The sequence below is a fragment of the Flavobacterium sp. genome, from assembly GCF_035760125.1.
GTDB lineage: Bacteria > Bacteroidota > Bacteroidia > Flavobacteriales > Flavobacteriaceae > Flavobacterium.
Window position 1 is genome coordinate 1 of the sequence record NZ_DASTTN010000488.1, and the last position, 21,771, is coordinate 21,771.

Here is a 21,771-nt window from a genome sequence, read left to right on the forward strand (position 1 = left end):
ACAGTAATAATTATATGTTGTTTTACAAGGGCGGAACAGTGAACTACCCTCGAAAATCACACGCTATTTGGGCTATGGCACAATTTGTACGCTTTGGATATCTGAAAGAGGAACCTAATTATAAAGCGATTGCCGATAAATTGATCCTTCAGGATTTATACGAAGAAGTGGCCAAAAGCATGAAAATTAAAATCCCAACAGACGATATGAAACCTTTCTCGCTTACAATGGACAAAACGGTGTTCAACCCGGCAAATCCATCGGCATATTTAAAAGTGGTGAAACGTTAAAATGTTTGGCGGGCTATTTAGAGGACTATGGCTTATTGATCAATCCAGAGGAAGCATCGGATTGAAATCCATTGATAAGTAGTAGTAAACACCAACACTATTGGTAGTAAGCACCAATAATAGTGGTAGTAAACACCCGCTGTAAACACAAATATTAAAAATAATATTAAAATCTATAATTATGTCAAATTCAACTACAGCAACAATCGAACAAGAAGAGATAGCAGGAAGCTATTCACTTCTAAACACTTTTGGTAAAGTAATTAAGAAAAAAAGCCTTAAAAAAGCGTCACGTTATATTTTAGAAAAAGCAAAATCGATTGGATTTGCTTGTATTGGATTGACCATTTTTTGTGGATTTTGGAGCTTATTGAGTTATTATACCAAGGAAGCACTTCCTGGGCCAACGGCTACTTTGAAAGTATTATATGAAATGCTGAGTGATCCGTTTTATGATTACGGTCCAAACGATAAAGGAATTGGACTGCAACTGTTTGTCTCTATAAAAACCGTTTTATTAGGATTTTCATTGGGTTCTTTATTTGCAATTCCTTTCGGAATCCTGATTGGAGCGAGTTCTTTTTTCAAAAAAGTGTTTTATCCTATCGTTCAGTTCTTAAAACCGGTTTCACCTTTGGCTTGGTTTCCTATCGGTTTGGTTGTTTTCAAAGACACAGGAATGGCGACAATATTCATAGTATTTATTACCTCTTTGTGGTCCACATTAATCAACACCGCTTTTGGGGTTGGGACTATTCCGCAAGACCATAAAAATGTCGCCAAAGCTTTTGGTTTTTCAAAATGGCGTTATTTAACCAAAGTTGTTTTTCCATACACTTTGCCACACATTATAACAGGATTGCGATTGAGCATCAGCGTTGCTTGGTTGGTAATTGTTGCCGGCGAAATGTTATCGGGTGGTGCGGGAATTGGGTTTTTTGTATGGGACAGCTGGAATGCATTGAGCTTGGAAAAAGTGATTTCGGCCATTATCATCATCGGATTTGTGGGAATTATTTTTGACGGATTTTTTACAATGATTGAAAACAAAGTATCGTATAAAGCTTAGGAAAATGCTAAGAAACTTAGAGTCTTAGAAACTTTTTTAACTAAAAAAAACAAACGTTATGAGCTATTTAGAAATAAAAGATTTGGAAATATCTTTTCCAACTCCAAAAGGGAAATACATTGCAGTAAGAGACATTAACCTTTCTATCAAAAAAGGGGAAATCATATCCATCATTGGACATTCAGGTTGTGGAAAATCGACTATTATGAACGCCATAGGAGGGATGCTTACCCCAACAGGAGGATCTGTAGTATTAGATAATAAAAACATCAAGGGACCAGGACCGGACCGTGGTATCGTTTTTCAAAACTATTCGTTATTGCCTTGGTTAACGGTAGAAAACAACATTTTTCAGGCAGTGGATTCGGTTATGGATTGTTCCAAAGCCGAGAAACACGAAATCGTGATTAAAAATCTTAAAATGGTTAATTTGTTTCAACATAAAGATAAATTGCCAGGACAACTTTCGGGCGGGATGAAACAAAGAGTGGCCATCGCGAGAGCTTTTGCCATAAATCCTGGAGTATTGTTGATGGATGAGCCTTTTGGCGCATTGGATGCCTTAACGAAAGGTTCTATGCAGCTTGAAGTTTTGAAATTATGGAATTTGAATAACAGAGAAAAAACGATCGTGATGATTACGCACGATATTGAGGAAGCACTGTTTTTGTCAGACCGAATTGTGGTTTTGCACAATGGCCCAGCATCAACTATTCGCGAGATTGTTACGGTAAATTTGCCAAGGCCGAGAAACAAGATTGAAATCGTAAAAACCCCAGAATATATCGAATTAAGGGATCATTTATTGCATCTCTTGACCGACCATTTTTCGATTGAGGATATGGGAGTTACCTATAAAAATTAGTTAATTTTGTTGCCAAAAAAAGCCTTTTCAACTCTTGAAAAGGCTTTTTTTTTAAATAAAAAATTCCAAACTCCCTATATAAAATTGGAATTTGGAATTTAAGATTTAGGAATTTTTTATCAAAATTCTTATTTCGTTTCTTCTTCTTTTTTGTCAGCTGGCTGATCGTCTTTGGCTGCGTTTTTAAATTCTTTAACACCGCTTCCTAAACCTTTCATTAATTCTGGAATTTTTTTACCTCCAAAAAGTAATAAAACAACTGCCAATATAACAAGGATTTCTGGTAAACCTAATCTTCCCATGATTGAATATTTAATGCCGTAGCAAATTTGTAATAAATCTAATGTGCAAATGTATATAGAATAACTTAATACACATTCATTTTGATTGATTTATTTGCTTTTGACAGCGTTAAATATTTTATAAAATTGTAGGGCTAGGAATTCAACTACTTAGAAGAGGCTAGTGTTGGCAACACTTTAAATTATTATATTTGTGACTTAAACAAATACCATGTCCAGTAATCGATTAAAAAAGAAGAAGTTTTTTGACAGATTATTAATCAAAAACCGATTAATAATTTTGAATGAAGATACTTTTGAGGAAATTTTTTCTTTCAAATTGAACATTATGAGTGTCTTTGTTTCGCTTTCATTAGGCGCTATTTTCTTGATTTCGATAACAACCGTTTTGATTGCTTTTACGCCTTTAAGAGAATTCATACCCGGTTATTCTTCTTCTCAATTAAAAAGAGACGCAACAGTTTTGGCATTAAAATCAGATTCCCTTTCGATTGCTTTGAAGAAAAATGAAACCTATATAAAATCGATTCAAAAAGTGCTGAATGGTGATTTAGAATACGCCAAATTCAATAAAGATTCTATACTTTCAAGTGCTGATGAAGCTGCAGAACCTGTAGATTTATCGCCTTCTGAAAAAGAAAAGGAGTTGAGGGAAAGAGTGAATAAAGAAGAGAATACTCAGCAATCCTCCACAAAAAGAAAGAGTCAAAACACTAAAAAATAATCCGAAGAGCTTCGGAATTATAACAGAACATTACAATTTTTAAACAAAGCCCAAAAGAATGTCACTAAAATCGATTGCAGCAAAAATATTTGCACAAAAAATATATAAAAAGACACAAGCTTGGGCCAATTCTCCGGTTGAAACCCAGAAAGCTGTTTTCCAAAATTTGATACAGACCGCAAAGCAAACTGAATTTGGGAAAGATCATCATTTTGACCAGATAAAAACCTATGTGGATTTTGCCAATCAAGTTCCTGTTCGTGATTATGAAGGTTTGAAGCCCTACGTGGATAGATTGGTAAAAGGGGAAGAAAATATACTTTGGAAAGGGAAACCACTTTATTTTGCCAAAACTTCGGGAACGACATCGGGTGCCAAATACATTCCGTTGACCAAGGAATCAATGCCATATCATATTGAAGCGGCTCGAAATGCTATTTTGCTTTATATACACGAAACCAAAAAAGCTGATTTTGTAAACGGTAAAATGATTTTCTTGCAAGGAAGCCCTATTCTTGAAGAAAAATACGGAATAAAACTAGGCAGACTGTCTGGAATAGTGGCGCATTTTGTTCCCAAATATCTGCAAAAAAACCGACTGCCTTCATGGGAAACCAATTGTATTGAAGATTGGGAAACCAAAGTAAACGCCATTGTTGATGAAACAATCAAGGAAGATATGACCGTGATTTCGGGAATTCCGTCATGGGTGCAAATGTATTTTGAAAAACTGCAACAAAGAGCAGAAAAGCCCGTAGGAGAGATTTTCAAGAACTTCAATTTGTTTATTTACGGAGGAGTTAATTATGAACCTTACAGAGCCAAATTCGAAAATTTAATAGGAAGAAAAGTAGACAGTATCGAGTTATTTCCAGCTTCTGAAGGTTTCTTTGCCTACCAGGATTCCCAAAAAGAAAAAGGAATGTTACTGTTGCTGAATTCTGGAATTTTTTACGAATTTATAAAGAGCGAAGACTTTTTTACAGAAAACCCAAAACGATATACGATAGGTGAAGTGGAGTTGGGCGTAAACTATGTTTTGATTATTTCTACCAATGCTGGACTTTGGGGTTACAATATCGGCGACACTGTTCAGTTTACATCTTTGAAACCCTATCGAGTTATTGTTTCGGGGAGAATCAAACACTATATTTCGGCTTTTGGAGAACACGTTATTGGGAAAGAGGTTGAACACGCTTTGAAGGAAGCGATGGAGGGAACAAACGTAAGTGTCAATGAATTTACCGTAGCACCACAAATTACGCCATTAGAGGGCTTGCCGTATCACGAATGGTTTATTGAATTTGAAAATGAACCAGACGACAGTAACACTTTTGCGGAAGCGCTAGACAATGCTATGCGAAAGCAAAACATTTATTATGACGACTTGATTGTGGGACATGTTTTGAAAAAACTGGTTATTACAAAAGTGGCTAAAAACGGTTTTCAGAACTACATGAAATCAATTGGAAAATTGGGCGGACAGAATAAAATCCCAAGACTTTCTAATGACAGGAGTATTGTAGCTGTTTTAAACCAAAAATAAAAACTATACATTTGAGGGTATAAAAGAATATAAGCATGAAAGAAACTAAAAATATATCCAGATCCAGAGCACAAGAATCATCGGCTGCAATTGAAAAAATGTACATCACGATGCGCCATCTTTTCAATAGAGGATTTTATAAACCGATGGGAATTTCCGGGGATACATTAAGAGAAGCTTTATTGGCCCTAAGACCTGAAATTTATGGAAATATTGCCGAAGAAAAAGTTGAATTAAATGGACTTTTATACGTTATTGAGCGTCTTCCCATAGGAATCGAAGAGTGCCGTTTTATTAATTTGACCTCGGATGAAGGCTATTCCAAATCACATTTTAAAGCTATAGTTCCGCCAAAAAGACGTCGCAATTGCTACCGTATAGACGAGGAACAGATGAATGTCGAGATCACTCGAGGAAGATCGGACATTTACGATATTCTGACCCATTTGACTTTTATTTTTATAGAATCACACAAAATTAAAAATAGAATTTTACTTGATGATGCAGGTGAGGTTTCCCGCGATTGGATAAAATTGGAAGTAGCAGCTTCTCAAAACAAAAAACTGAGTCTTGTTGAAAAAGAAAAGGCAATTTCCCATGCTGCCAATATTCTGGGGAGAACCTTTGAGGAGGTTTTGGACATTTACGATGCTTTTGGAACCGAAGCAGCACCCGATCGTTTTTTACACGTGATTTATTGGTTGGGAAAATTGGCTATAGAAGAAGTTGTTGAGAACAATAAAAGAACCATTACGTTCAGCCCTATTCTCAGAGAACGATTGGGACATCATATCCATGGAGAAGTTTGGGCAACCAACATCAAGGAAGTTTTGAAAGCAAATCAATTGCTGGATAGACCAATTCACGTGATTAGTGCCAATATGCACTCGGTGATGAATTCTATTTTTGCGACACCCATTCTGAAAACAAAATTCAAAGACAAAACTGATTTCTTTATTTATGAAGAATTGAGCAAGTCGGGGGCAAATGAACTTCGCAATCAGGTGGAAGCAGTTGCATTGAAGCAAGGGATGATTTCTCTTCCGGATACTTCTGGAACAAATATAGATGTACAAATTTTTGATACAGCCAAAATTGATTGGTCAAAATCATCTTTTCCGAAGGCAGATTTAGGAGAGAAAAAACCAGTTATTATTGTTATGGACTATGCTTTTGGAGAACAAGCTTATGAAACGATAGACGAATTATTGAAACCCTATAAAAAAGATACTTTGCTTAACGTAAAATCGGTTTCGATTATGGGGAAAGCAGGAATTCTGGAAGGAGGAAAAGGAGATATCATGATTCCGAATGCACATATCAATGAGGGAACAGCCGATAATTATTTCTTCGAAAATGAATTGACTGCCGAAATGTTCGAAGGTAATGAAATAGCAATTTTTGCGGGACCAATGGTTACGGTTCTTGGAACATCATTGCAAAATAGAGATTTATTGAAGTTCTTCCATGAATCGACCTGGGGTGTTATTGGGTTGGAAATGGAAGGCTCATATTACCAAAAAGCGATTCAATCGGCTTCCAAAATCAGAAAAAGTGTTCCTCACGATATCAAAGTACGCTATGCTTATTATGCCTCTGATAATCCTTTGGAAACAGGAAGCACATTGGCATCTGGAGGATTGGGAACCACAGGGGTAAAACCTACATATCTGATCACGATTAAGATATTGGAACAAATTTTTAATGTAAAATAAAAACACAATATGGGTGCACAAAAGGAAAATAATCCAGAAATTGACTTACTGACGGTTTTTAGCAGAATAGGGGATTTCTTCGAATGGATTAATACTTTGTTGTTTAGGATTATTCATTTTTTTGTAAAAAATGCAATTATTATAGCAGTCCTGGTGGTTATTGGATTAGTGACAGGTTTTTTCTTGGAGAAAGTAAGTTCTCGTTTTGAACAAAAAATCCTTATTGGTCCAAATTTTAAATCAACGGATTATCTGTATTCCAAAATTGATTTTTTAGCTTCCAAAATTGCTTTAAGAGATACTTTGTTTTTAAAATCTATTGGTATTGAAAAACCTTCAGGAATGATTTCCATTTCTATAGAGCCTGTTGTAGATGTATATAATTTGATGAATAAGGATGGTAAAAACATGGAATTATTACAATTGATGGCTCAAAATGGAGACCTTAAATCGATTGTTAAAGAGACAACAACCAGTAAAAATTATACCCTTCATACCATCATTCTTAATACGGTTGGTGTTATTTCTTCCGAAAACACTATTGAACCCCTTTTAAAATATTTGAATACAAGTACATATTATGAGGCTTACAAAAAAATAAATTTCCAAAATATTCAAAATAAAATAAAAAGTAAAGAAGCTACTATTCTTCAGATTGATGGAATTTTGAATCAATTTTCGGGAGCTTATGGGAATCATCCAAATAATGAAAAACTGGTTTATTATAATCAAAATTTAAACATAGATGCTATTATCAGAACCAAAGATTCTTTATCTGCACAAATAGGGACATTAAAAATCGAACAGTACAATACGGATAAGGCAATTAAAGAAAAAGGAATGGTTTTGAACATAAAAGGCAATAAGACCTTTAAAGGGAAACTCGTTTTTATTTTACCATTAGTGTTTGTTATTCTTTTTATTTTCTTTAGCTTTTTTATTTCTTTTTATAAAAAGCAATCCCTGAAAGCAAATGCAAATTTGGAATAAGTAATGAGTATGGAGAACAAAATATGTTAAAAAAAAATCGGAATCAATTATTGAAAATCAACAAAAATCCCTTTGTTTATCAAAGTTTAATCACGTTGGTTTTGAGGGTTTTTGGCGTAATTACTTTGTTTGGGTTCACTATATTTTTAACCAAAACCTATCCGCCAGAAATTGTCGGGCAGTATGATTTTGTCCGTTCTTTTCTATTGGTGGCCGGAAGCATTTGTTTGTTGGGCTGTGACCAGTCAATATTGTATTTTAAAGGCAGACTTGAGGTTTCAAACTCTTTGGAGGGTATCAAAAAAGTATATGGCAAAATGGTAGGATTGTTGCTGTTGATGTCAGTTTTATTTCTAGTGATATTTTGGAGTATAGACGAAAAATTTATTAATAATTATTTTTCTGATTCGAGAGTTTACGGTATTCTTTTGAAATCGATAATGGTGTTGTTTTTTTACGGGTTATCGACTTTGAATACCGAGGTTTTTCGCGTATTGGATCATTTTTACCTTGCGGAACTTTTTAGAAATACCATTAAATATATCCCATTGATTGTTGGAGCCGTTTTGCTCTCTTACTTTGGTGCCGAAACTTATTTGGTTGAGGTTTTCTTGATAGGCTTTGTTCTTCTTTCGATTGTAACAACCAGTATCGTTTATTTTTATTTCAGCAAAACTGAAATTGAAAATAAGGTTGCAGACTTCACTTATAAAGAAATATTCACAAAATCTTATCCAATTGCAATCAGTGGTATGGCTTTGTTTTTATTAATGAGTTTTGATATTCTTTTTTTAAAAAAATACAGGGATGATGCAACGGTAGCATTTTATTCGGTAGCGATAAAATTGATGACGATTCTTTCAATGGTAATTATCACAGTGAATATTACCGTTTCGACCAAAATTTCGGAATATTTTTTTAGCAAAAGAAGAATAGATTTGATTAGAACAGTTCAACAGGCTTCTCGTTTGATATTTCTATTGACTTTTCCGGCAGCACTTACCGTTTGTTTATTTCCAGAGTATATTTTAGGTTTTTTTGGGAATGGGTATGTGGTGGCAAAGGATGCTTTACTTATTTTAATTATCGGTCAGGGAATATGTTCCGCTTTCGGTACTGTACCTATTTATCTGAATATGACTGGCAGACAGCATATTTTTCAAAACATATTAATAGTAGCTGTACTTATAAATTTTACTCTGAACAGGTTGTTAATACCAAAGTATGGGATGACTGGTGCAGCAACTGCATTTGTGGCCAGTTCTATTTTTTGGAATAGTATTGCCGCTGTTGTAATTTATAAAAAGGACAGAGTAAAAGTTTTTTTGAGTTAGAAAATTGAGTTTTAAAGGATGAAAATAGTGCATATCATAAACAGTTTAGCATCAGGAGGTGCCGAGAAATTACTTTTGGACACTATACCTGTTTATAGAGAAAAAGGATTCGAAGTTGATTTATTGGTGTTGAATGGTACGCCAAGTCCTTTTATGCAAGCATTAAAAGAAACAGGTTGTTGTTCTATTTATTCATTGGGTTTAAAATCGGTTTATAATCCGATACAGATTTTTAAACTTATTCCTTTTTTGAAGAAATATGATATTGCACAGGTACATTTATTTCCTTCTCAATATTGGGTTGTTTTGGCAAAGTTGTTGTCTTTTTCCAAAATTAAATTGTTACTAACAGAACATAACTCGACAAATCCAAGATTGGAGAACCGTTTTATTGCGGTAATCGACAGGCTTTTTTATCGATTTTATGACAAAGTGGTATGTGTTTCAAATGAAATTTCCAATACATTTAAAAATTACACAGGAATAAGAGAATCTAAATTTGTTGTAATTGAAAACGGAATTGATTTAAAAAAAATTCATGCTGCAAAGCCTTATTTTAAAAATGAAATTTCCATTCTTTTTAATGCTCAAGATTTTGTGATGATACAAGTGGCAAGATTTGATAAACAAAAAGATCAGGAAACGGTAATCAATTCTTTAAAGTATCTGCCTGAAAGTGTAAAGCTTATTTTAGTTGGTGAAGGTGTTTTTAAAACAAAGTGCCAGGAATTGGTTGAACAACTTCAGTTACAAGAACGCGTTTCGTTTTTGGGATTAAGAATGGATGTTCTCCAATTATTAAAGACGGCCGATGTGGTTGTTTTATCCTCAAGATATGAAGGTTTGTCATTGTCAAGCATTGAAGGAATGGCTTCGGGCAAACCATTTGTCGCTTCTGATGTATCCGGTTTACAAGAAATTGTTTCTGGTGCCGGCATTTTATTTAGACAAGGCGAGGCTAAGGATTTAGCCAATAAAATAGAAAGTTTAAGAACCAACGAAGCGCATTACCAAGAAACCGTAAATTCCTGTTTGAAAAGATCGGAACAATACGATATACAATTAATGGTTGAGAAACACATACATTTGTATCAAACAATAGTATAATTATGCAAATGTTAATCAAAAGAAGTACGGCAGCTTTTATTGTATTATTTATACTCAATTTATTGGTTACGGTTCTAGCATTCTATGTCTTGCCAAAACGGTTTTTTTATGATGCAGTTACTATAGCACTTGACAAAGGCAATGAAATAGGTTTTATAGGGAGCTATCCGCTTACTATTTTATTTTATAAAATAACAGGTTTGCGGTATTTGCCTTTTCCAATAGTCGGATTGATACAATTTCCCATTCTGATGTATGTGCTGCATAAAATTGGTATTCCTATTGATTTTGAAAAATTAAATATAAAAAATGTGATCGTCTATCTGGGAATCTTGATGATTGCTATTTTTATGTCGATGCCATCCAAGGAATTTATTACCTATTTATTTGTTTCCCTGGTTGTTTTTTTGTTTCTAAATAAAAAGATTTCATTTCGAGTAGCACTTTTTGCCTCTCTTTTTTTACTCGCTATTTTTGGTGTTTTTTACAGACCTTATTTTTTTCTGATTCCAATTATTGCGATTACGATGTATGGAGCCAGTTTAGTCAATTTTAAGAACAAGACGGTAACCACTATTTTTTACGGATTAATAATTGCCATATTTTTATCATTATCCTATGGAGTTGTTTCAGGACATTATTTTTCGGAAATCAGTAGAGAAGTAGTGAATAGTTCCAGATTGGGTTCTGCAGATGCAAATTCTAGCATTATATCTCCAATAAAACCAGATACTTGGTATGGAGAAACTGTTGGTATTGTATATGGTTTTTTCTCGGTTAATGTTCCGGTCAACGGATTCAAGTATATTTTGTCTCCTCAAATATTGCTTTTTGTCATCTGGCAGCTTTTCTTGTTTTACATTCTTCTAGTTCGATTTTCCAGTTGTATTGAAGCGAGGGATAAAAACAAAAATGAACTTTGGATTTTACTTATTTTGTTTGCCTTTTTTATTGTTCAAGGTGTTTTTGAGCCGGATTTAGGTTCTGCTGTTCGACATAAAATAGGTGTTTTTCCTATAATTTATTATGCATTATACTATGACCATTTCAGAAAAAAACTTTAATAAGATATTCAACTGTTTTCTGGGATTGATTGCCATTGCAATGATTTTTAGAAAACCATGTACCTTATTGATTATATTGTTTGCCCTCTTCAATTTGTTTTTTATCAAAAAGCTGAATTACACAAAGCAATCTTTGATCTTAGTATTCCTTATTGCATCCCCTTTAATTCTGGAAATCATAATGTTTTGGAACAATGATTCTCTTTTTAAGGGCATAAAATCATTAGAAAAATATAGTTCACTTCTTATTTTTCCGCTATTTATTTTAGGGAATTATCAAAGGATTCAGTTCTTGAAAATTCTTAGATTTTATAGTTTAACAACCACGATTATTTTACTTTTTTTCTTCATCCGATTTATTATTTATTTTCCTGAATTGATTCATAAATATGTAAACGGAAATGATTTATGGGAGATGGGATATGAGTTTTCGAACAGCATTGGGATTCATGCACCTGCATTGAATATGCATTTGGCTTTTGTGTCGATTTGCAGTCTTTTTTTTGTTTTTGAGTCTTTTCGCTTGTATGAAAAATGGACACTTAAAATGAACAACATTATTGCTTTTATACTGTCTTTTTTCTTCGTTCTTTTTGTAAATACAAGAATGGCCTTGTTTAATGTGTTGATTGGTTTTGTTTTGGTTTTTTTCGGAGAAGTGATGCGTAAATACAATGTAAAAAAAGTGTTAGAAACTATGGCAGTTTTAATAGTTACATTGGGAGGAGTACTTTTCTTTTTTGTTCAAAGCAATCCTTATATGAAAGAGAAATATTCTTCGGTGACTTTTGCTTATATGGATAAAATAGGTAAACTGGACGAAATTGAGCATCCTGAATTTAAAGTATTCAATTCTCTTGTAACTCGAGTTTCTATATGGAAATCGGGTTGGGAGCTCGCAGTAAAAAATCTTCCTTTTGGCGTAGGAGCATCAGATGGAAAACCAGAATTAATCAAATATTACAAGCAAACAAATCAGCATTTTTTGGCAGAGTATGAGTTCCCAACGCATAATCAATTTCTTGATTTTTTAATAAAATTTGGAATATTAGGCCCTTTGGTTGTTATGCTTTATATTTTTACAATTGGCTATTTGGGGTTTAGTTTAAAAAATGCTGTAGTTATTTCTTTTTTCTTCCTTTTTTTCACATCAAATCTCACCGATGATTTTTTACTGCGCTTTGATGGTATTGCTTTCAGTGGATTATGGATGGCAATTTTTGGAAGTTATTGGCTGCAACAGAAGTTATTGCTGATAAAGAGCAGCTAGAGCTTTTAAATTTTTATTTTTATCAAATAAAGCATTGCATCTTTTATAGGCATTATCTCCAAATTGATTTCGGATTTTGTCGTCTTTCAATAATTCCAAATAACTATCCAATTCTTCAATTTCATTAAAAAGAAAACCGGTTTCGTTTGGGATAACAATGTCTTTATTACCAATAACATTGGTTGCCAAAACCGGTTTTTTCATGGCCATTGCTTCCAAAACGGCGATAGGCAATCCTTCCCAAAGAGAAGTTTGAATGTAAATATCTATGGCATTGAGTTCTTTCAGTACATCATTTCTATCCATGAACCAACCTGTAATTTTTATATTGGAAGCAGTTAATTCGCAATTTAATTCTCCATCTCCAATCCAAACAAAATTAAAGTCGGGAAAGCGCAATGCAATCGCATTGAATAGTTTTGGGTTTCTTGCAGTGGTTATTCTCGCTACAATTCCAATTGTTAAAGTTTGATTTTGGTGTTTTATGGATTGTTGACTCACTTCTTCAATATTGATTCCGTTTCGTATCAAATATGATTTTCCTATTTTTTTGGCTATTTCATATTCTGTGTCTCCACATGCAATTGTGACACCCCCGAATAATTGCTGAATTTTTTTTTCAATGAGCCAATAGGTTTTTTTGGTCAAATTTGAAATGTCAGTTCTAAGGAAAGAATAACCATGTGGGGTATAAAATATTTTTTTTCTTTTAAACAATAGAAAACAAGCAACTCTGCCCAAAACACTAGCTTTTGAAGAGTGAAGATGAATGACATCCGGATTTAATTTTTTAAGTTCTTTTCTTAAATGAAGAATGGATTTAAAATCTTGAATTGGTGAAAATTCACGAACCATATCTATTTTTATCAGGGATACTTCTTTTGAAAATTCGAATTCAATTTTTTCTGGATCGATTTCTTTGCGATTTCCACTATAGATAATGGTAGTAGATAGGTCTTTTACTATTTCATCATCTCCAAAATAATAGGACAAGTCTTTGAAATAAGTATAAACACCTCCTCCTAATGCTTCAATTATATGGACAACTTTCAAAGTGGCTAATTTTTATTGAAACAAAAATAGATTAAAGTTGGCTAAATATACTTTTTTTGGACGAGAGTTCGGTTTTTTACCGCTTAGTTAAACATGAATTGATGACGAAATGTTTAGTGGTAATCATTTATCAGTAAATCAAAAGGTAAAATATTTTAGTACATTTGTGCACATTACCAAAGTTAATTATAGTAGAATATATCAAATATGAAAAGAATACTCATCACCGGAGCGGCAGGATTTTTAGGATCTCATTTATGTGATCGTTTTATCAAAGAAGGATATCATGTAATAGGAATGGATAATCTTATCACAGGTGATTTAAAAAACATTGAGCATTTGTTCAAATTAGAGCATTTTGAATTTTATCATCATGACATTACCAAGTTTGTGCATGTTCCTGGAAATTTGGATTATATTCTGCATTTTGCTTCACCGGCAAGTCCTATTGATTATCTCAAAATTCCGATTCAGACTTTAAAAGTGGGTTCGCTTGGGACACATAATTTATTAGGTTTGGCAAGGAATAAAAAAGCAAGAATTCTTATCGCTTCGACATCTGAGGTTTATGGAGACCCTTTGGTTCACCCACAAACTGAAGAATATTACGGGAACGTAAACACGATTGGACCAAGAGGAGTATATGATGAAGCCAAACGTTTTCAAGAATCCATCACGATGGCGTACCATACTTTTCATGGAGTAGAAACTCGAATTGTTAGAATCTTTAATACTTATGGACCAAGAATGCGACTCAATGATGGTCGTGTTATTCCTGCTTTTATTGGCCAAGCCATTCGTGGAGAAGATTTAACCATTTTTGGTGACGGAATGCAAACCCGTTCCTTTTGTTATGTGGATGATCAAATAGAAGGGATTTTCAGGTTATTGCATTCAGATTATGTGTATCCTGTTAACATTGGTAATCCCGATGAAATTACCATCAAAGATTTTGCTGAGGAGATTATAAAATTAACAGGAACTAATCAAAAAGTAGTTTACCATCCATTACCTATAAACGATCCTTTGCAACGTCAGCCAGATACTACCAAAGCTAAAGAACTACTGGGGTGGGAAGCAAAAGTGAATCGTGCTGAAGGGATGAAAATCACGTATGATTATTTTAAATCATTATCCAAAGAAGAATTATCTAAGGAGGAACATAAAGATTTTTCTAAGTATATTAATTAGTGAAAACTAAAACAGGAAGATATTCGGGTTATATTCGCCCATTTTCGCGCTTATTAGATTTGGTTATTATCAATGTTTTTGCTGTGTATTTTTCTGGTATACCTATTTTTCAGGACTTTTATGCTTTGTTTATCAGTTGCGCATGGTTTATTATTGCAGGCAATTTAGGTTTTTATGAAGTCTATCGATACACCAAAGTAATAGCTATATTGAACTGTACTTTGAAGCAAGCTATTGCTTTTGCAACGTGTTGTCTAGCCCTTGCTTATTTTTATCCCGAAAGGAATAGTTTGTCCACAATACTGAAATTCACAACAATATCTGTAGACGTAATTCTTGGTTTTAAATTATTTATTTATTTTTTTCTAAGAAAATACCGAATCATATTTGGCGGTAATTTTAGAAGAGTGGTGCTTATTGGAAAGGATAAAAGTATTGAGCCCCTAAAGCATTTTTTTGAAGAAAATCTTGATTACGGTTATAAATTGATTAAAGTATTCAATTTGGAAAATCATAAATTGGAACATCTTCAAGAGAGTTTTTCTTTTATTTTAGAAAACAAAATTGATGAAATTTATTGTTCCTTGACAGACTTGACCAGTAAGCAAGTGGAAGATTTTATTTTTTTTGCCGATAATAATTTGAAAACGCTTAAGTTTATTCCAGATCAAAAACAATTACTTTCTTTAAATACAGTTTTTGAATATTATGATTACATACCCGTAATTTCGCAAAGGACTATTTCCCTTGATGAATCTTTGCATAAAATAATCAAACGCATTTTTGACATTGTTTTTTCAATACTAATTATAGCTGTGATATTATCTTGGTTAACACCTATTTTGGCAATTATTATTAGAATGGATTCCAGGGGACCATTGTTTTTTGTTCAGAAAAGAAATGGTTTGAATAATAGAGAATTTAATTGTTTTAAGTTCCGATCTATGGAAATAAATGAGCTGGCAGATATTGAACAAGTTTCTAAAAACGATGCAAGAATCACAAGAGTTGGTAAGTTTATCCGAAAAACGAGCATCGATGAATTACCACAGTTTTTCAATGTTTTATTGGGAGATATGTCTGTAGTAGGACCAAGGCCGCATATGGTAAGTCATACCAATATGTATGCAGAACGGATTGATAAATTCATGGTGCGTCATTTTATAAAACCAGGCATAACTGGTTTGGCCCAAACCAAAGGGTTTCGAGGAGAAGTTGAAACGGACAAAGACATTATAAACAGAGTTAGGTATGATATTTTTTATATAGAAAAATGGTCACTTTTGTTGGATTTGAAAATCATTTTCAATACTATTTATAATACTTTAAAAGGAGACAAGAAAGCGTATTAAAATGGAAAATTCCCTAGTATCTATAATTACTCCGTCATTCAACTCTGTAAAATTCATTGCTGAAACTATTCGATCTGTGCAAAATCAAACTTACCAAAATTGGGAAATGATTATTGTAGATGATTGTTCTATAGATGAGACGTCGTCTATAATTGAAGATTTCATGGCCAATGATAATAGGATACATTTTTTTCAACTTGATAAAAATTCGGGTGCTGGAATTGCCAGAGAAACCGCTTTGTCAAAAGCTCAAGGAGATTACATTGCTTTTTTGGACGCAGATGATTTGTGGAAACCCTTAAAACTCGAAAAGCAGCTTCAATTTTTAAAAGATAATAAAGTGCCTTTTACATTCTCTTTCTATGACTGTATTGATGAGGCTGGAAATTCGTTAAATAAAAAGGTAGAGGCGCCGATAAACCTTTCTTATCGTCAATTGTTCTTTTGTAATTATGTTGGAAATCTTACAGGGATTTATGACAGAAACTATTTCGGGAAAATAGCGATTTCGTCAACTCGAAAACGTCAAGATTGGATGATGTGGCTTACCATTTTGAAAAAGATGAAGAAAGCAAAACCCGTACCAGAAAGTTTAGCAATTTATCGCATCAGGGATAATTCACTATCGGCATCCAAGATTGATTTATTGAAACATAACTTTGCCGTTTATAGAAGTTATCACGGTTTTAGTTATGTTAGTTCTATGTTTATTATGATTGGATTTTTATTTACCCAGTTAATAATAAAACCGCGTTATATAAAAAAAATAATTTAATCCCGAAAGACTCTGTATCAGTGTAGTTCAGTTTATTTACATTATAAAAATGATGTAAACTGTTTCAATTTTCCGCGATTGCTTCTTTCCAGAGCTCTTTTTCTGACAAAAGTAAAGTGTAAATTTGGTTCTAGGTACAGTGTAACAGCTTTGTTTATTTTTTCAATTTGTTCTCCATCCAATTCTGAATCACTGATATACTCTATTTCAAAGCGGTCTATTTGGGTTTGTTTAATGACAAATTCTTTTACATTTCCATCGTCTTCAACAATGCTTTTGGTTACATAGTAAAAGGTTAATCCGGGTGATTTTTTCCCACTGGGCAAAATGGCAACATCATTGGTTCTGCCAATTAATTTTTTAAGAATGGGTTTTTTCATAGTGCTTTTCTCGTCCAATATTCCAATGTCGCCAATATCATATCGAATAAAAGGATGTGCTTTGTTGAAAAGGGAAGTGATTACAATACGTCCCGAAGTTCCGTTTGGAACTACTTGATTATTTTCGTCCAAAATCTCTACAAATAAAGTTTCCGAATTGATTTGCCATTCTCCTTCAGGATTTTGAAAAGCAATTAAATCCAATTCCGAAGCTCCATATTCATTGACAATGGGAATCCCGAATTGTTTTTCCAACAGTAGTTTATCTTCTTCAAAAAGCATTTCGGAAGTGACCATACACACTTTCAAAGTGGGACAAATGGTTTTTAAAACAATATTTTTTTTCTGTAAAAATTTGGCAAACAAAACAATCGAACTCGTATAGCCATTGATATAGTCGAATTTTTTGGTTTCAAAATCCTTTAAAAATTGCTCCAAAACTTCATCAGATAAATTGAATATCGAAAACCGATATCGGTGACTCAAAAAATCCTTGAATCTTTCTTTTTTGTTTCCAATAAAATCTAATGGAATTCCATAAAAACGAGCTTGATAGGAAGAGTTAAAATCAATTCCATACCAGCCAAAACGATATATATTGGAAGCCCATGTCAAGGCATGGCAAAATTTGTCTTTGGCAAAAATAAAAGGATCACCGCTTGAGCCTGATGTTTTATTTAGGTAAATAGATTTTTCGGTATAACCAGAAGATAATCTTTCTTTCAAAGGCTTCTGTAAATTTCGCTTATTCAAAATTGGTAAATCTGACCAATTTTTTAAAGATTCAGTTCCGACCAATTCCCTGTAAAAAGGATTATTATTTAAATGAAAATTTACGATTTCCAATTTTTTTTGTTCAATGAAATGACCGTATTCTTCCTCTGGAATGGCAATTATTTTTTGTAATTCGGACTTGGCTTTCTGCATAGGAAAACCATTTATTTGAAGCGTTAAGTCGAATATTTTGAACATTGGAGGAGTTAATTTTGTCAAAAATAATATTTAGCCACAACTATTGGTGATTTAGTTACAACTTTTTGACATATAATTATTTTTTAAGTTCAAAAGCAATTATTTTTGCACCATCTGTCAAAAGACAGTAATGCAACTAAAAAACCGCACCATGAATATTTTACTATTAGGATCAGGAGGAAGAGAGCATGCTTTTGCATGGAAAATTATTCAAAGTCCACTTTGTGACACCCTTTTTGTAGCACCAGGAAATGCTGGTACTGCTCAAATTGCAAAAAACATTGACATCAGTGCCACCGATTTTGAAGCCATAAAAGCATTAGTAATCAAGGAAAATATAGAAATGGTAGTTGTTGGACCAGAAGATCCTCTGGTAAAAGGGATTTATGACTTTTTTCTAAACGATCAAGAATTAAAACACATTCCGGTAATTGGACCTTCAAAAATTGGAGCAACACTAGAAGGAAGTAAAGAGTTTGCTAAAGAATTTTTGATGAAACATAAAATTCCAACAGCAGCTTACGATAGTTTTACTGCCGAGACTGTTGAAAAAGGATGTAAGTTTCTGGAAACATTACAACCTCCTTATGTATTGAAAGCAGATGGTTTGGCTGCAGGAAAAGGAGTTTTGATTATTCAAGATTTAGCGGAAGCACAATCTGAATTGAGGAATATGCTGGTACACCAAAAATTTGGAGCAGCAAGTTCAAAAGTGGTTATCGAAGAGTTTCTTGACGGAATAGAATTGAGCTGTTTTGTATTGACAGATGGGAAAAACTATAAAATTTTACCAACAGCGAAAGATTACAAACGCATAGGTGAAGGGGATACAGGTTTGAACACAGGTGGAATGGGAGCAGTTTCTCCAGTTCCTTACGTGGATGCAGTTTTGATGGAAAAAATAGAAACCCGTATTGTAAAACCAACTATAGAAGGTTTTCAAAAAGATGGAATTCCATATAAAGGATTTGTATTTATTGGACTGATCAATGTCAATAACGAACCAATTGTTATAGAATACAATGTGAGAATGGGAGATCCTGAAACCGAAGTGGTTGTTCCAAGATTGAAATCGGATTTAGTGGAATTGTTTTTGGCTGTAGCCAATGAAAAACTGGATGAATTCAATCTGGAAGTTGATGAAAGAAGCGCGACTACAGTTATGATTGTCTCTGGTGGATATCCAGAAGATTTTGAAAAAGGTAAAGTAATTACAGGTTTAGAAACTGTTACTGATTCTATCGTTTTTCACGCAGGAACAAAATTGGATAACGGAAATGTGGTGACCAATGGAGGAAGAGTTATGGCAATTACTTCCTACGGGGATAATTTTCAAGAAGCTTTGAATAAATCATACAAAAATGTAAATCAAATACATTTTGAAAAAATGAATTTTAGAAAAGATATCGGATTCGATTTAATCTAAAAACAAAAAACACGAATTGAACTTAATATTTGTTCAATTCGTGTTTTGATTTTATTTGGATTTAATTTTTAGTCCAAAAAAGAGTGTGCGGTAGTATCTTGGTTTTCCTCTCCTTTTTCCTCATAGATTTTCAATTGTTTACACCAATAAACGATAGCAACTGAACAAATAATCATAAAGATCCAGTTGATAGTATTGGCACCAAACCATGATTTAAGCTCTAATGAACGTAAAAAGTCTAAAGGTGCGAATAAAATGTTTACAAATAAGTATTGTATTCCTTCAAAAAATGATGTCATAATGTATGTCTTTTATTTTATTATTTTATGTTTTGGAATTTAGAACATCAAAAAATCAAATTTTCTATTGAATCTTTTTTAATCTTGTCCCATTCCTTTTTAAACAAGTATTATATTTACAGTCACAAAAGTATAAAATATCCTTATGATAACAAGTGTTTTTAAAAAATCTACACCATTAAATTTTTCTTTGGTGGTTATTTTGATGCTGGTTTTCTTTTTTCTATATCAAACCCAAGATGTAACTTGGTCAAATTCAGTTATTTCTATTGTCCAAAGGCTAGGATTATTAGTGGTTTTATTAGCGTCTATTTTTCTTACTAGTTTTATTTCAAAACGCAACGGATTGAGCAGAGACAGTACTTACACGGCTTTTTTTTATTTTTTATTTCTGCTTTTTTTTCCAAATTTATTAAATAATACTAATCTGATTTTAGCCAATTTTTTTATTTTATTGGCTCTAAGACGACTTGTTTCTTTGCAGACATTAAAAGAAACAAAAGAAAAACTTTTTGATGCTTCATTGTGGATTTTTATAGCGGCTTTATTTCAATTTTGGAGTATTTTGTACATTCTGTTAGTTTTTATATCCGTAATATTCCATGTTTCCAGAGATTATAGAAATTGGGTTATTCCTTTTATTGCCCTTTTTGCAGTGTCAATTTTATTTGTTTTATGCTCCTTAATTTTTGATATACACAGTATCGCATTTTTACAGGAGAAAAGCAGAATCAGCTTAAGTCTTGATTATTTTGCCAATAATTATCAAAATGCAGCTTTTTCTATTTTTGCCACAATAGCTTTGTTTTTTGTAATATCAATGTTTTCAACATTATCCAGTAGACCTTTAGTATTACTTTCTTCGTATAAAAAAGTAATTGCTTCGTTTTTTATTGGGATTTTCGTTTTCGTTTTATCAGACAATAAAAGCAATGAGTTACTGGTTTTTACTTTTGCACCATTGGCAATAATGGCTACGTCCCATATCGAAATATCACAACCAAAATTAAAAGAGGAAATCGTTATGTTTGTGCTTTTGGCCTGTAGTTTTTTTACTTTCTTTTCTCAGTTATAATTTATCTCCATAGGCCAGATCTCCAGCATCGCCAAGTCCAGGGACAATATAACTTTTGTCATTGAGTTTTTCGTCTAGAGAAGCAATCCAAAGATGGCAGGTGTCAGGTAAATTTTCTTTTAGATGTGTAATGCCTTCAGGTGCCGCAATAATAACGGCGATATGGATTTCTTTTGGAGAACCTCTTTCCATCAGTTTATTAAAAACAGCTACTATAGATTGTCCAGTGGCCAGCATTGGATCTACCAACAAAACAATTTTCCCGTTAATATTAGCAATAGCTTGATATTCCACCAGTATGTCAAAAAAATCATCATTGTTTGGATGGTGCCTGTAGGCCGAAATAAAACCGTTTTCAGCATTGTCAAAATAGTTCAAAAAGCCTTGATGTAAGGTCAACCCCGCTCTTAAAATGGAACATACAACCAACTGATTCGCAATTTCGGTTGTTTTTTTGACCCCAAGAGGAGTTGTTATTTCAATATCTCTGTAATGAAAGGACTGACTCATTTCATAGGCTATAATTTCTCCAATGCGCTCAATATTTCTGCGAAATCGCATACTGTCTTTTTGGATATTGACATTCCGAATTTGACTTAAAAAGTGATTCAACACACTATTTTTTTCTGATAAATAATGAATTTCCATGGAGGTGTTATTAGAAATTTAATTTGTGTAGTTTTTTTATACTATCAAAAGTATAAAAAGTATCTTTGTATTTCTAAAATCATAAGATATGTTTTCAAAATTAGCTTATTCAGTATTTGAGCAAAGTATAAAAGATTATCACCAATTTGATAATGTTGACCAACCTATAAACAATCCTTTTCCAAAAGATAAATTTGAACATTTGTTGTATCTAAAAAACTGGATTGATACAGTACAATGGCATTTTGAAGATATCATTCGTGATCCGAATATTGATCCAGTTGCAGCTTTGACTTTGAAAAGAAGAATTGATGCTTCAAATCA

The 21,771-nt window shown here is 33.0% G+C and carries 21 protein-coding genes and 1 pseudogene; 17 read left to right on the forward strand and 5 right to left on the reverse strand.

Translation table 11 applies throughout. From position 1 onward, the window contains the following. From VFS71_RS17340 to VFS71_RS17350, 3 genes and pseudogenes are all read left to right on the forward strand, one after another. Positions 1 to 290 (forward strand): annotated as a pseudogene (locus VFS71_RS17340) (nitrate ABC transporter substrate-binding protein); the annotation flags it as partial. A 181-nt stretch (positions 291 to 471) separates the two neighbouring features. Next, positions 472 to 1,359 (forward strand): nitrate ABC transporter permease, encoded by an 888-nt coding sequence (gene ntrB, locus VFS71_RS17345; protein ID WP_326402852.1) that lies wholly within the window; start codon positions 472 to 474, stop codon positions 1,357 to 1,359. A 58-nt stretch (positions 1,360 to 1,417) separates the two neighbouring features. Further along, the gene (locus VFS71_RS17350; protein ID WP_326402853.1) at positions 1,418 to 2,224 is read left to right on the forward strand and encodes an ABC transporter ATP-binding protein; all 807 of its coding nucleotides are present in this window, start codon (positions 1,418 to 1,420) and stop codon (positions 2,222 to 2,224) included. Positions 2,225 to 2,352: 128 nt separating this feature from the next. On the opposite strand, the gene tatA is transcribed toward VFS71_RS17350, so the two are convergent. After that, positions 2,353 to 2,526 carry a twin-arginine translocase TatA/TatE family subunit gene (tatA, locus tag VFS71_RS17355; RefSeq protein WP_111408361.1) on the reverse strand — a complete coding sequence of 58 codons (174 nt, stop codon included), beginning with the start codon at positions 2,524 to 2,526 and terminating at the stop codon, positions 2,353 to 2,355. Between the two features lie 328 nt (positions 2,527 to 2,854). Between tatA and VFS71_RS17360 the strand changes: the two genes are divergently transcribed. The 8 genes from VFS71_RS17360 to VFS71_RS17395 all read left to right on the forward strand — a co-directional run bounded on the left by VFS71_RS17360 (position 2,855) and on the right by VFS71_RS17395 (position 12,276). Then, entirely contained in the window at positions 2,855 to 3,250 is a 396-nt protein-coding gene (locus VFS71_RS17360; protein WP_326402855.1) for a peptidase, read from the forward strand. A gap of 58 nt (positions 3,251 to 3,308) precedes the next feature. Then, positions 3,309 to 4,796, forward strand: coding sequence for a GH3 auxin-responsive promoter family protein (locus VFS71_RS17365; RefSeq protein WP_326402856.1), 1,488 nt, complete (start codon positions 3,309 to 3,311; stop codon positions 4,794 to 4,796). 35 nt (positions 4,797 to 4,831) lie between these two features. Continuing rightward, positions 4,832 to 6,511, forward strand: coding sequence for a DUF6909 family protein (locus VFS71_RS17370; RefSeq protein WP_326402857.1), 1,680 nt, complete (start codon positions 4,832 to 4,834; stop codon positions 6,509 to 6,511). 9 nt (positions 6,512 to 6,520) lie between these two features. Beyond that, the gene (locus tag VFS71_RS17375) at positions 6,521 to 7,501 is read left to right on the forward strand and encodes a hypothetical protein (protein WP_326402859.1); all 981 of its coding nucleotides are present in this window, start codon (positions 6,521 to 6,523) and stop codon (positions 7,499 to 7,501) included. Between the two features lie 23 nt (positions 7,502 to 7,524). Further along, positions 7,525 to 8,835, forward strand: a complete 1,311-nt coding sequence (locus VFS71_RS17380) for an MATE family efflux transporter (RefSeq protein ID WP_326402861.1) — start codon at positions 7,525 to 7,527, stop codon at positions 8,833 to 8,835. A gap of 18 nt (positions 8,836 to 8,853) precedes the next feature. Continuing rightward, the gene (locus VFS71_RS17385; RefSeq protein WP_326402862.1) at positions 8,854 to 9,942 is read left to right on the forward strand and encodes a glycosyltransferase; all 1,089 of its coding nucleotides are present in this window, start codon (positions 8,854 to 8,856) and stop codon (positions 9,940 to 9,942) included. A 2-nt stretch (positions 9,943 to 9,944) separates the two neighbouring features. Next, positions 9,945 to 11,006 carry a hypothetical protein gene (locus VFS71_RS17390; RefSeq protein ID WP_326402863.1) on the forward strand — a complete coding sequence of 354 codons (1,062 nt, stop codon included), beginning with the start codon at positions 9,945 to 9,947 and terminating at the stop codon, positions 11,004 to 11,006. A 292-nt stretch (positions 11,007 to 11,298) separates the two neighbouring features. Continuing rightward, the gene (locus VFS71_RS17395) at positions 11,299 to 12,276 is read left to right on the forward strand and encodes an O-antigen ligase family protein (protein ID WP_326402864.1); all 978 of its coding nucleotides are present in this window, start codon (positions 11,299 to 11,301) and stop codon (positions 12,274 to 12,276) included. Here the strand turns inward: VFS71_RS17395 and VFS71_RS17400 are convergent. Further along, entirely contained in the window at positions 12,253 to 13,329 is a 1,077-nt protein-coding gene (locus VFS71_RS17400) for a glycosyltransferase (protein WP_326402866.1), read from the reverse strand. The two genes, VFS71_RS17395 and VFS71_RS17400, sit on opposite strands and share 24 nt — an antisense overlap. 207 nt (positions 13,330 to 13,536) lie before the next feature. On the opposite strand from VFS71_RS17400, the gene VFS71_RS17405 reads away from it, so the two are divergent. From VFS71_RS17405 to VFS71_RS17415, 3 genes are read left to right on the forward strand one after another with little or no spacing between them, the layout of a single operon-like run. Beyond that, positions 13,537 to 14,520 carry a UDP-glucuronic acid decarboxylase family protein gene (locus VFS71_RS17405; RefSeq protein ID WP_326402867.1) on the forward strand — a complete coding sequence of 328 codons (984 nt, stop codon included), beginning with the start codon at positions 13,537 to 13,539 and terminating at the stop codon, positions 14,518 to 14,520. Further along, positions 14,520 to 15,872: an exopolysaccharide biosynthesis polyprenyl glycosylphosphotransferase gene (locus VFS71_RS17410; protein WP_326402869.1), complete on the forward strand. Its 1,353-nt coding sequence runs from the start codon at positions 14,520 to 14,522 to the stop codon at positions 15,870 to 15,872. Before VFS71_RS17405 ends, VFS71_RS17410 begins: the two co-directional genes overlap by 1 nt. Position 15,873: 1 nt before the next feature. Further along, positions 15,874 to 16,647: a glycosyltransferase family 2 protein gene (locus VFS71_RS17415; protein ID WP_326402871.1), complete on the forward strand. Its 774-nt coding sequence runs from the start codon at positions 15,874 to 15,876 to the stop codon at positions 16,645 to 16,647. 41 nt (positions 16,648 to 16,688) lie between these two features. Here VFS71_RS17415 and VFS71_RS17420 read toward each other — a convergent pair whose 3' ends face one another. Further along, positions 16,689 to 17,999, reverse strand: coding sequence for a phenylacetate--CoA ligase family protein (locus tag VFS71_RS17420; RefSeq protein WP_326402873.1), 1,311 nt, complete (start codon positions 17,997 to 17,999; stop codon positions 16,689 to 16,691). 151 nt (positions 18,000 to 18,150) lie between these two features. On the opposite strand from VFS71_RS17420, the gene purD reads away from it, so the two are divergent. Continuing rightward, entirely contained in the window at positions 18,151 to 19,425 is a 1,275-nt protein-coding gene (purD, locus tag VFS71_RS17425) for a phosphoribosylamine--glycine ligase (RefSeq protein ID WP_326402874.1), read from the forward strand. A 68-nt stretch (positions 19,426 to 19,493) separates the two neighbouring features. Here purD and VFS71_RS17430 read toward each other — a convergent pair whose 3' ends face one another. After that, complete coding sequence (locus VFS71_RS17430) at positions 19,494 to 19,724, reverse strand: DUF6341 family protein (protein ID WP_326402875.1); 231 nt, start codon at positions 19,722 to 19,724, stop codon at positions 19,494 to 19,496. Positions 19,725 to 19,869: 145 nt separating this feature from the next. Here VFS71_RS17430 and VFS71_RS17435 point away from each other — a divergent pair, with 145 nt between their 5' ends. After that, on the forward strand, positions 19,870 to 20,799 hold the full coding sequence (locus tag VFS71_RS17435) for a DUF6427 family protein (protein WP_326402876.1): 930 nt from the start codon (positions 19,870 to 19,872) through the stop codon (positions 20,797 to 20,799). Here the strand turns inward: VFS71_RS17435 and upp are convergent. After that, positions 20,794 to 21,447 carry a uracil phosphoribosyltransferase gene (gene upp, locus VFS71_RS17440; protein WP_326402877.1) on the reverse strand — a complete coding sequence of 218 codons (654 nt, stop codon included), beginning with the start codon at positions 21,445 to 21,447 and terminating at the stop codon, positions 20,794 to 20,796. The two genes, VFS71_RS17435 and upp, sit on opposite strands and share 6 nt — an antisense overlap. An 88-nt stretch (positions 21,448 to 21,535) precedes the next feature. Between upp and VFS71_RS17445 the strand changes: the two genes are divergently transcribed. Then, on the forward strand, positions 21,536 to 21,771 hold a 236-nt coding region (locus tag VFS71_RS17445), incomplete at its 3' end, for a DUF4254 domain-containing protein (protein WP_326402878.1).

Excerpts from the sequence above, each read along its gene's own strand:
- VFS71_RS17375 (WP_326402859.1), top strand. The coding sequence starts at position 6,521 with ATGGGTGCACAAAAGGAAAATAATCCAGAAATTGACTTACTGACGGTT.
- VFS71_RS17415 (WP_326402871.1), top strand. The coding sequence starts at position 15,874 with ATGGAAAATTCCCTAGTATCTATAATTACTCCGTCATTCAACTCTGTA.
- upp (WP_326402877.1), bottom strand. The coding sequence starts at position 21,447 with ATGGAAATTCATTATTTATCAGAAAAAAATAGTGTGTTGAATCACTTT.
- VFS71_RS17370 (WP_326402857.1), top strand. The coding sequence starts at position 4,832 with ATGAAAGAAACTAAAAATATATCCAGATCCAGAGCACAAGAATCATCG.
- VFS71_RS17380 (WP_326402861.1), top strand. The coding sequence starts at position 7,525 with ATGTTAAAAAAAAATCGGAATCAATTATTGAAAATCAACAAAAATCCC.
- VFS71_RS17390 (WP_326402863.1), top strand. The coding sequence starts at position 9,945 with ATGCAAATGTTAATCAAAAGAAGTACGGCAGCTTTTATTGTATTATTT.
- purD (WP_326402874.1), top strand. The coding sequence starts at position 18,151 with ATGAATATTTTACTATTAGGATCAGGAGGAAGAGAGCATGCTTTTGCA.
- VFS71_RS17430 (WP_326402875.1), bottom strand. The coding sequence starts at position 19,724 with ATGACATCATTTTTTGAAGGAATACAATACTTATTTGTAAACATTTTA.
- VFS71_RS17420 (WP_326402873.1), bottom strand. The coding sequence starts at position 17,999 with ATGTTCAAAATATTCGACTTAACGCTTCAAATAAATGGTTTTCCTATG.
- VFS71_RS17435 (WP_326402876.1), top strand. The coding sequence starts at position 19,870 with ATGATAACAAGTGTTTTTAAAAAATCTACACCATTAAATTTTTCTTTG.
- VFS71_RS17350 (WP_326402853.1), top strand. The coding sequence starts at position 1,418 with ATGAGCTATTTAGAAATAAAAGATTTGGAAATATCTTTTCCAACTCCA.
- ntrB (WP_326402852.1), top strand. The coding sequence starts at position 472 with ATGTCAAATTCAACTACAGCAACAATCGAACAAGAAGAGATAGCAGGA.
- tatA (WP_111408361.1), bottom strand. The coding sequence starts at position 2,526 with ATGGGAAGATTAGGTTTACCAGAAATCCTTGTTATATTGGCAGTTGTT.
- VFS71_RS17405 (WP_326402867.1), top strand. The coding sequence starts at position 13,537 with ATGAAAAGAATACTCATCACCGGAGCGGCAGGATTTTTAGGATCTCAT.
- VFS71_RS17365 (WP_326402856.1), top strand. The coding sequence starts at position 3,309 with ATGTCACTAAAATCGATTGCAGCAAAAATATTTGCACAAAAAATATAT.
- VFS71_RS17360 (WP_326402855.1), top strand. The coding sequence starts at position 2,855 with ATGAGTGTCTTTGTTTCGCTTTCATTAGGCGCTATTTTCTTGATTTCG.
- VFS71_RS17385 (WP_326402862.1), top strand. The coding sequence starts at position 8,854 with ATGAAAATAGTGCATATCATAAACAGTTTAGCATCAGGAGGTGCCGAG.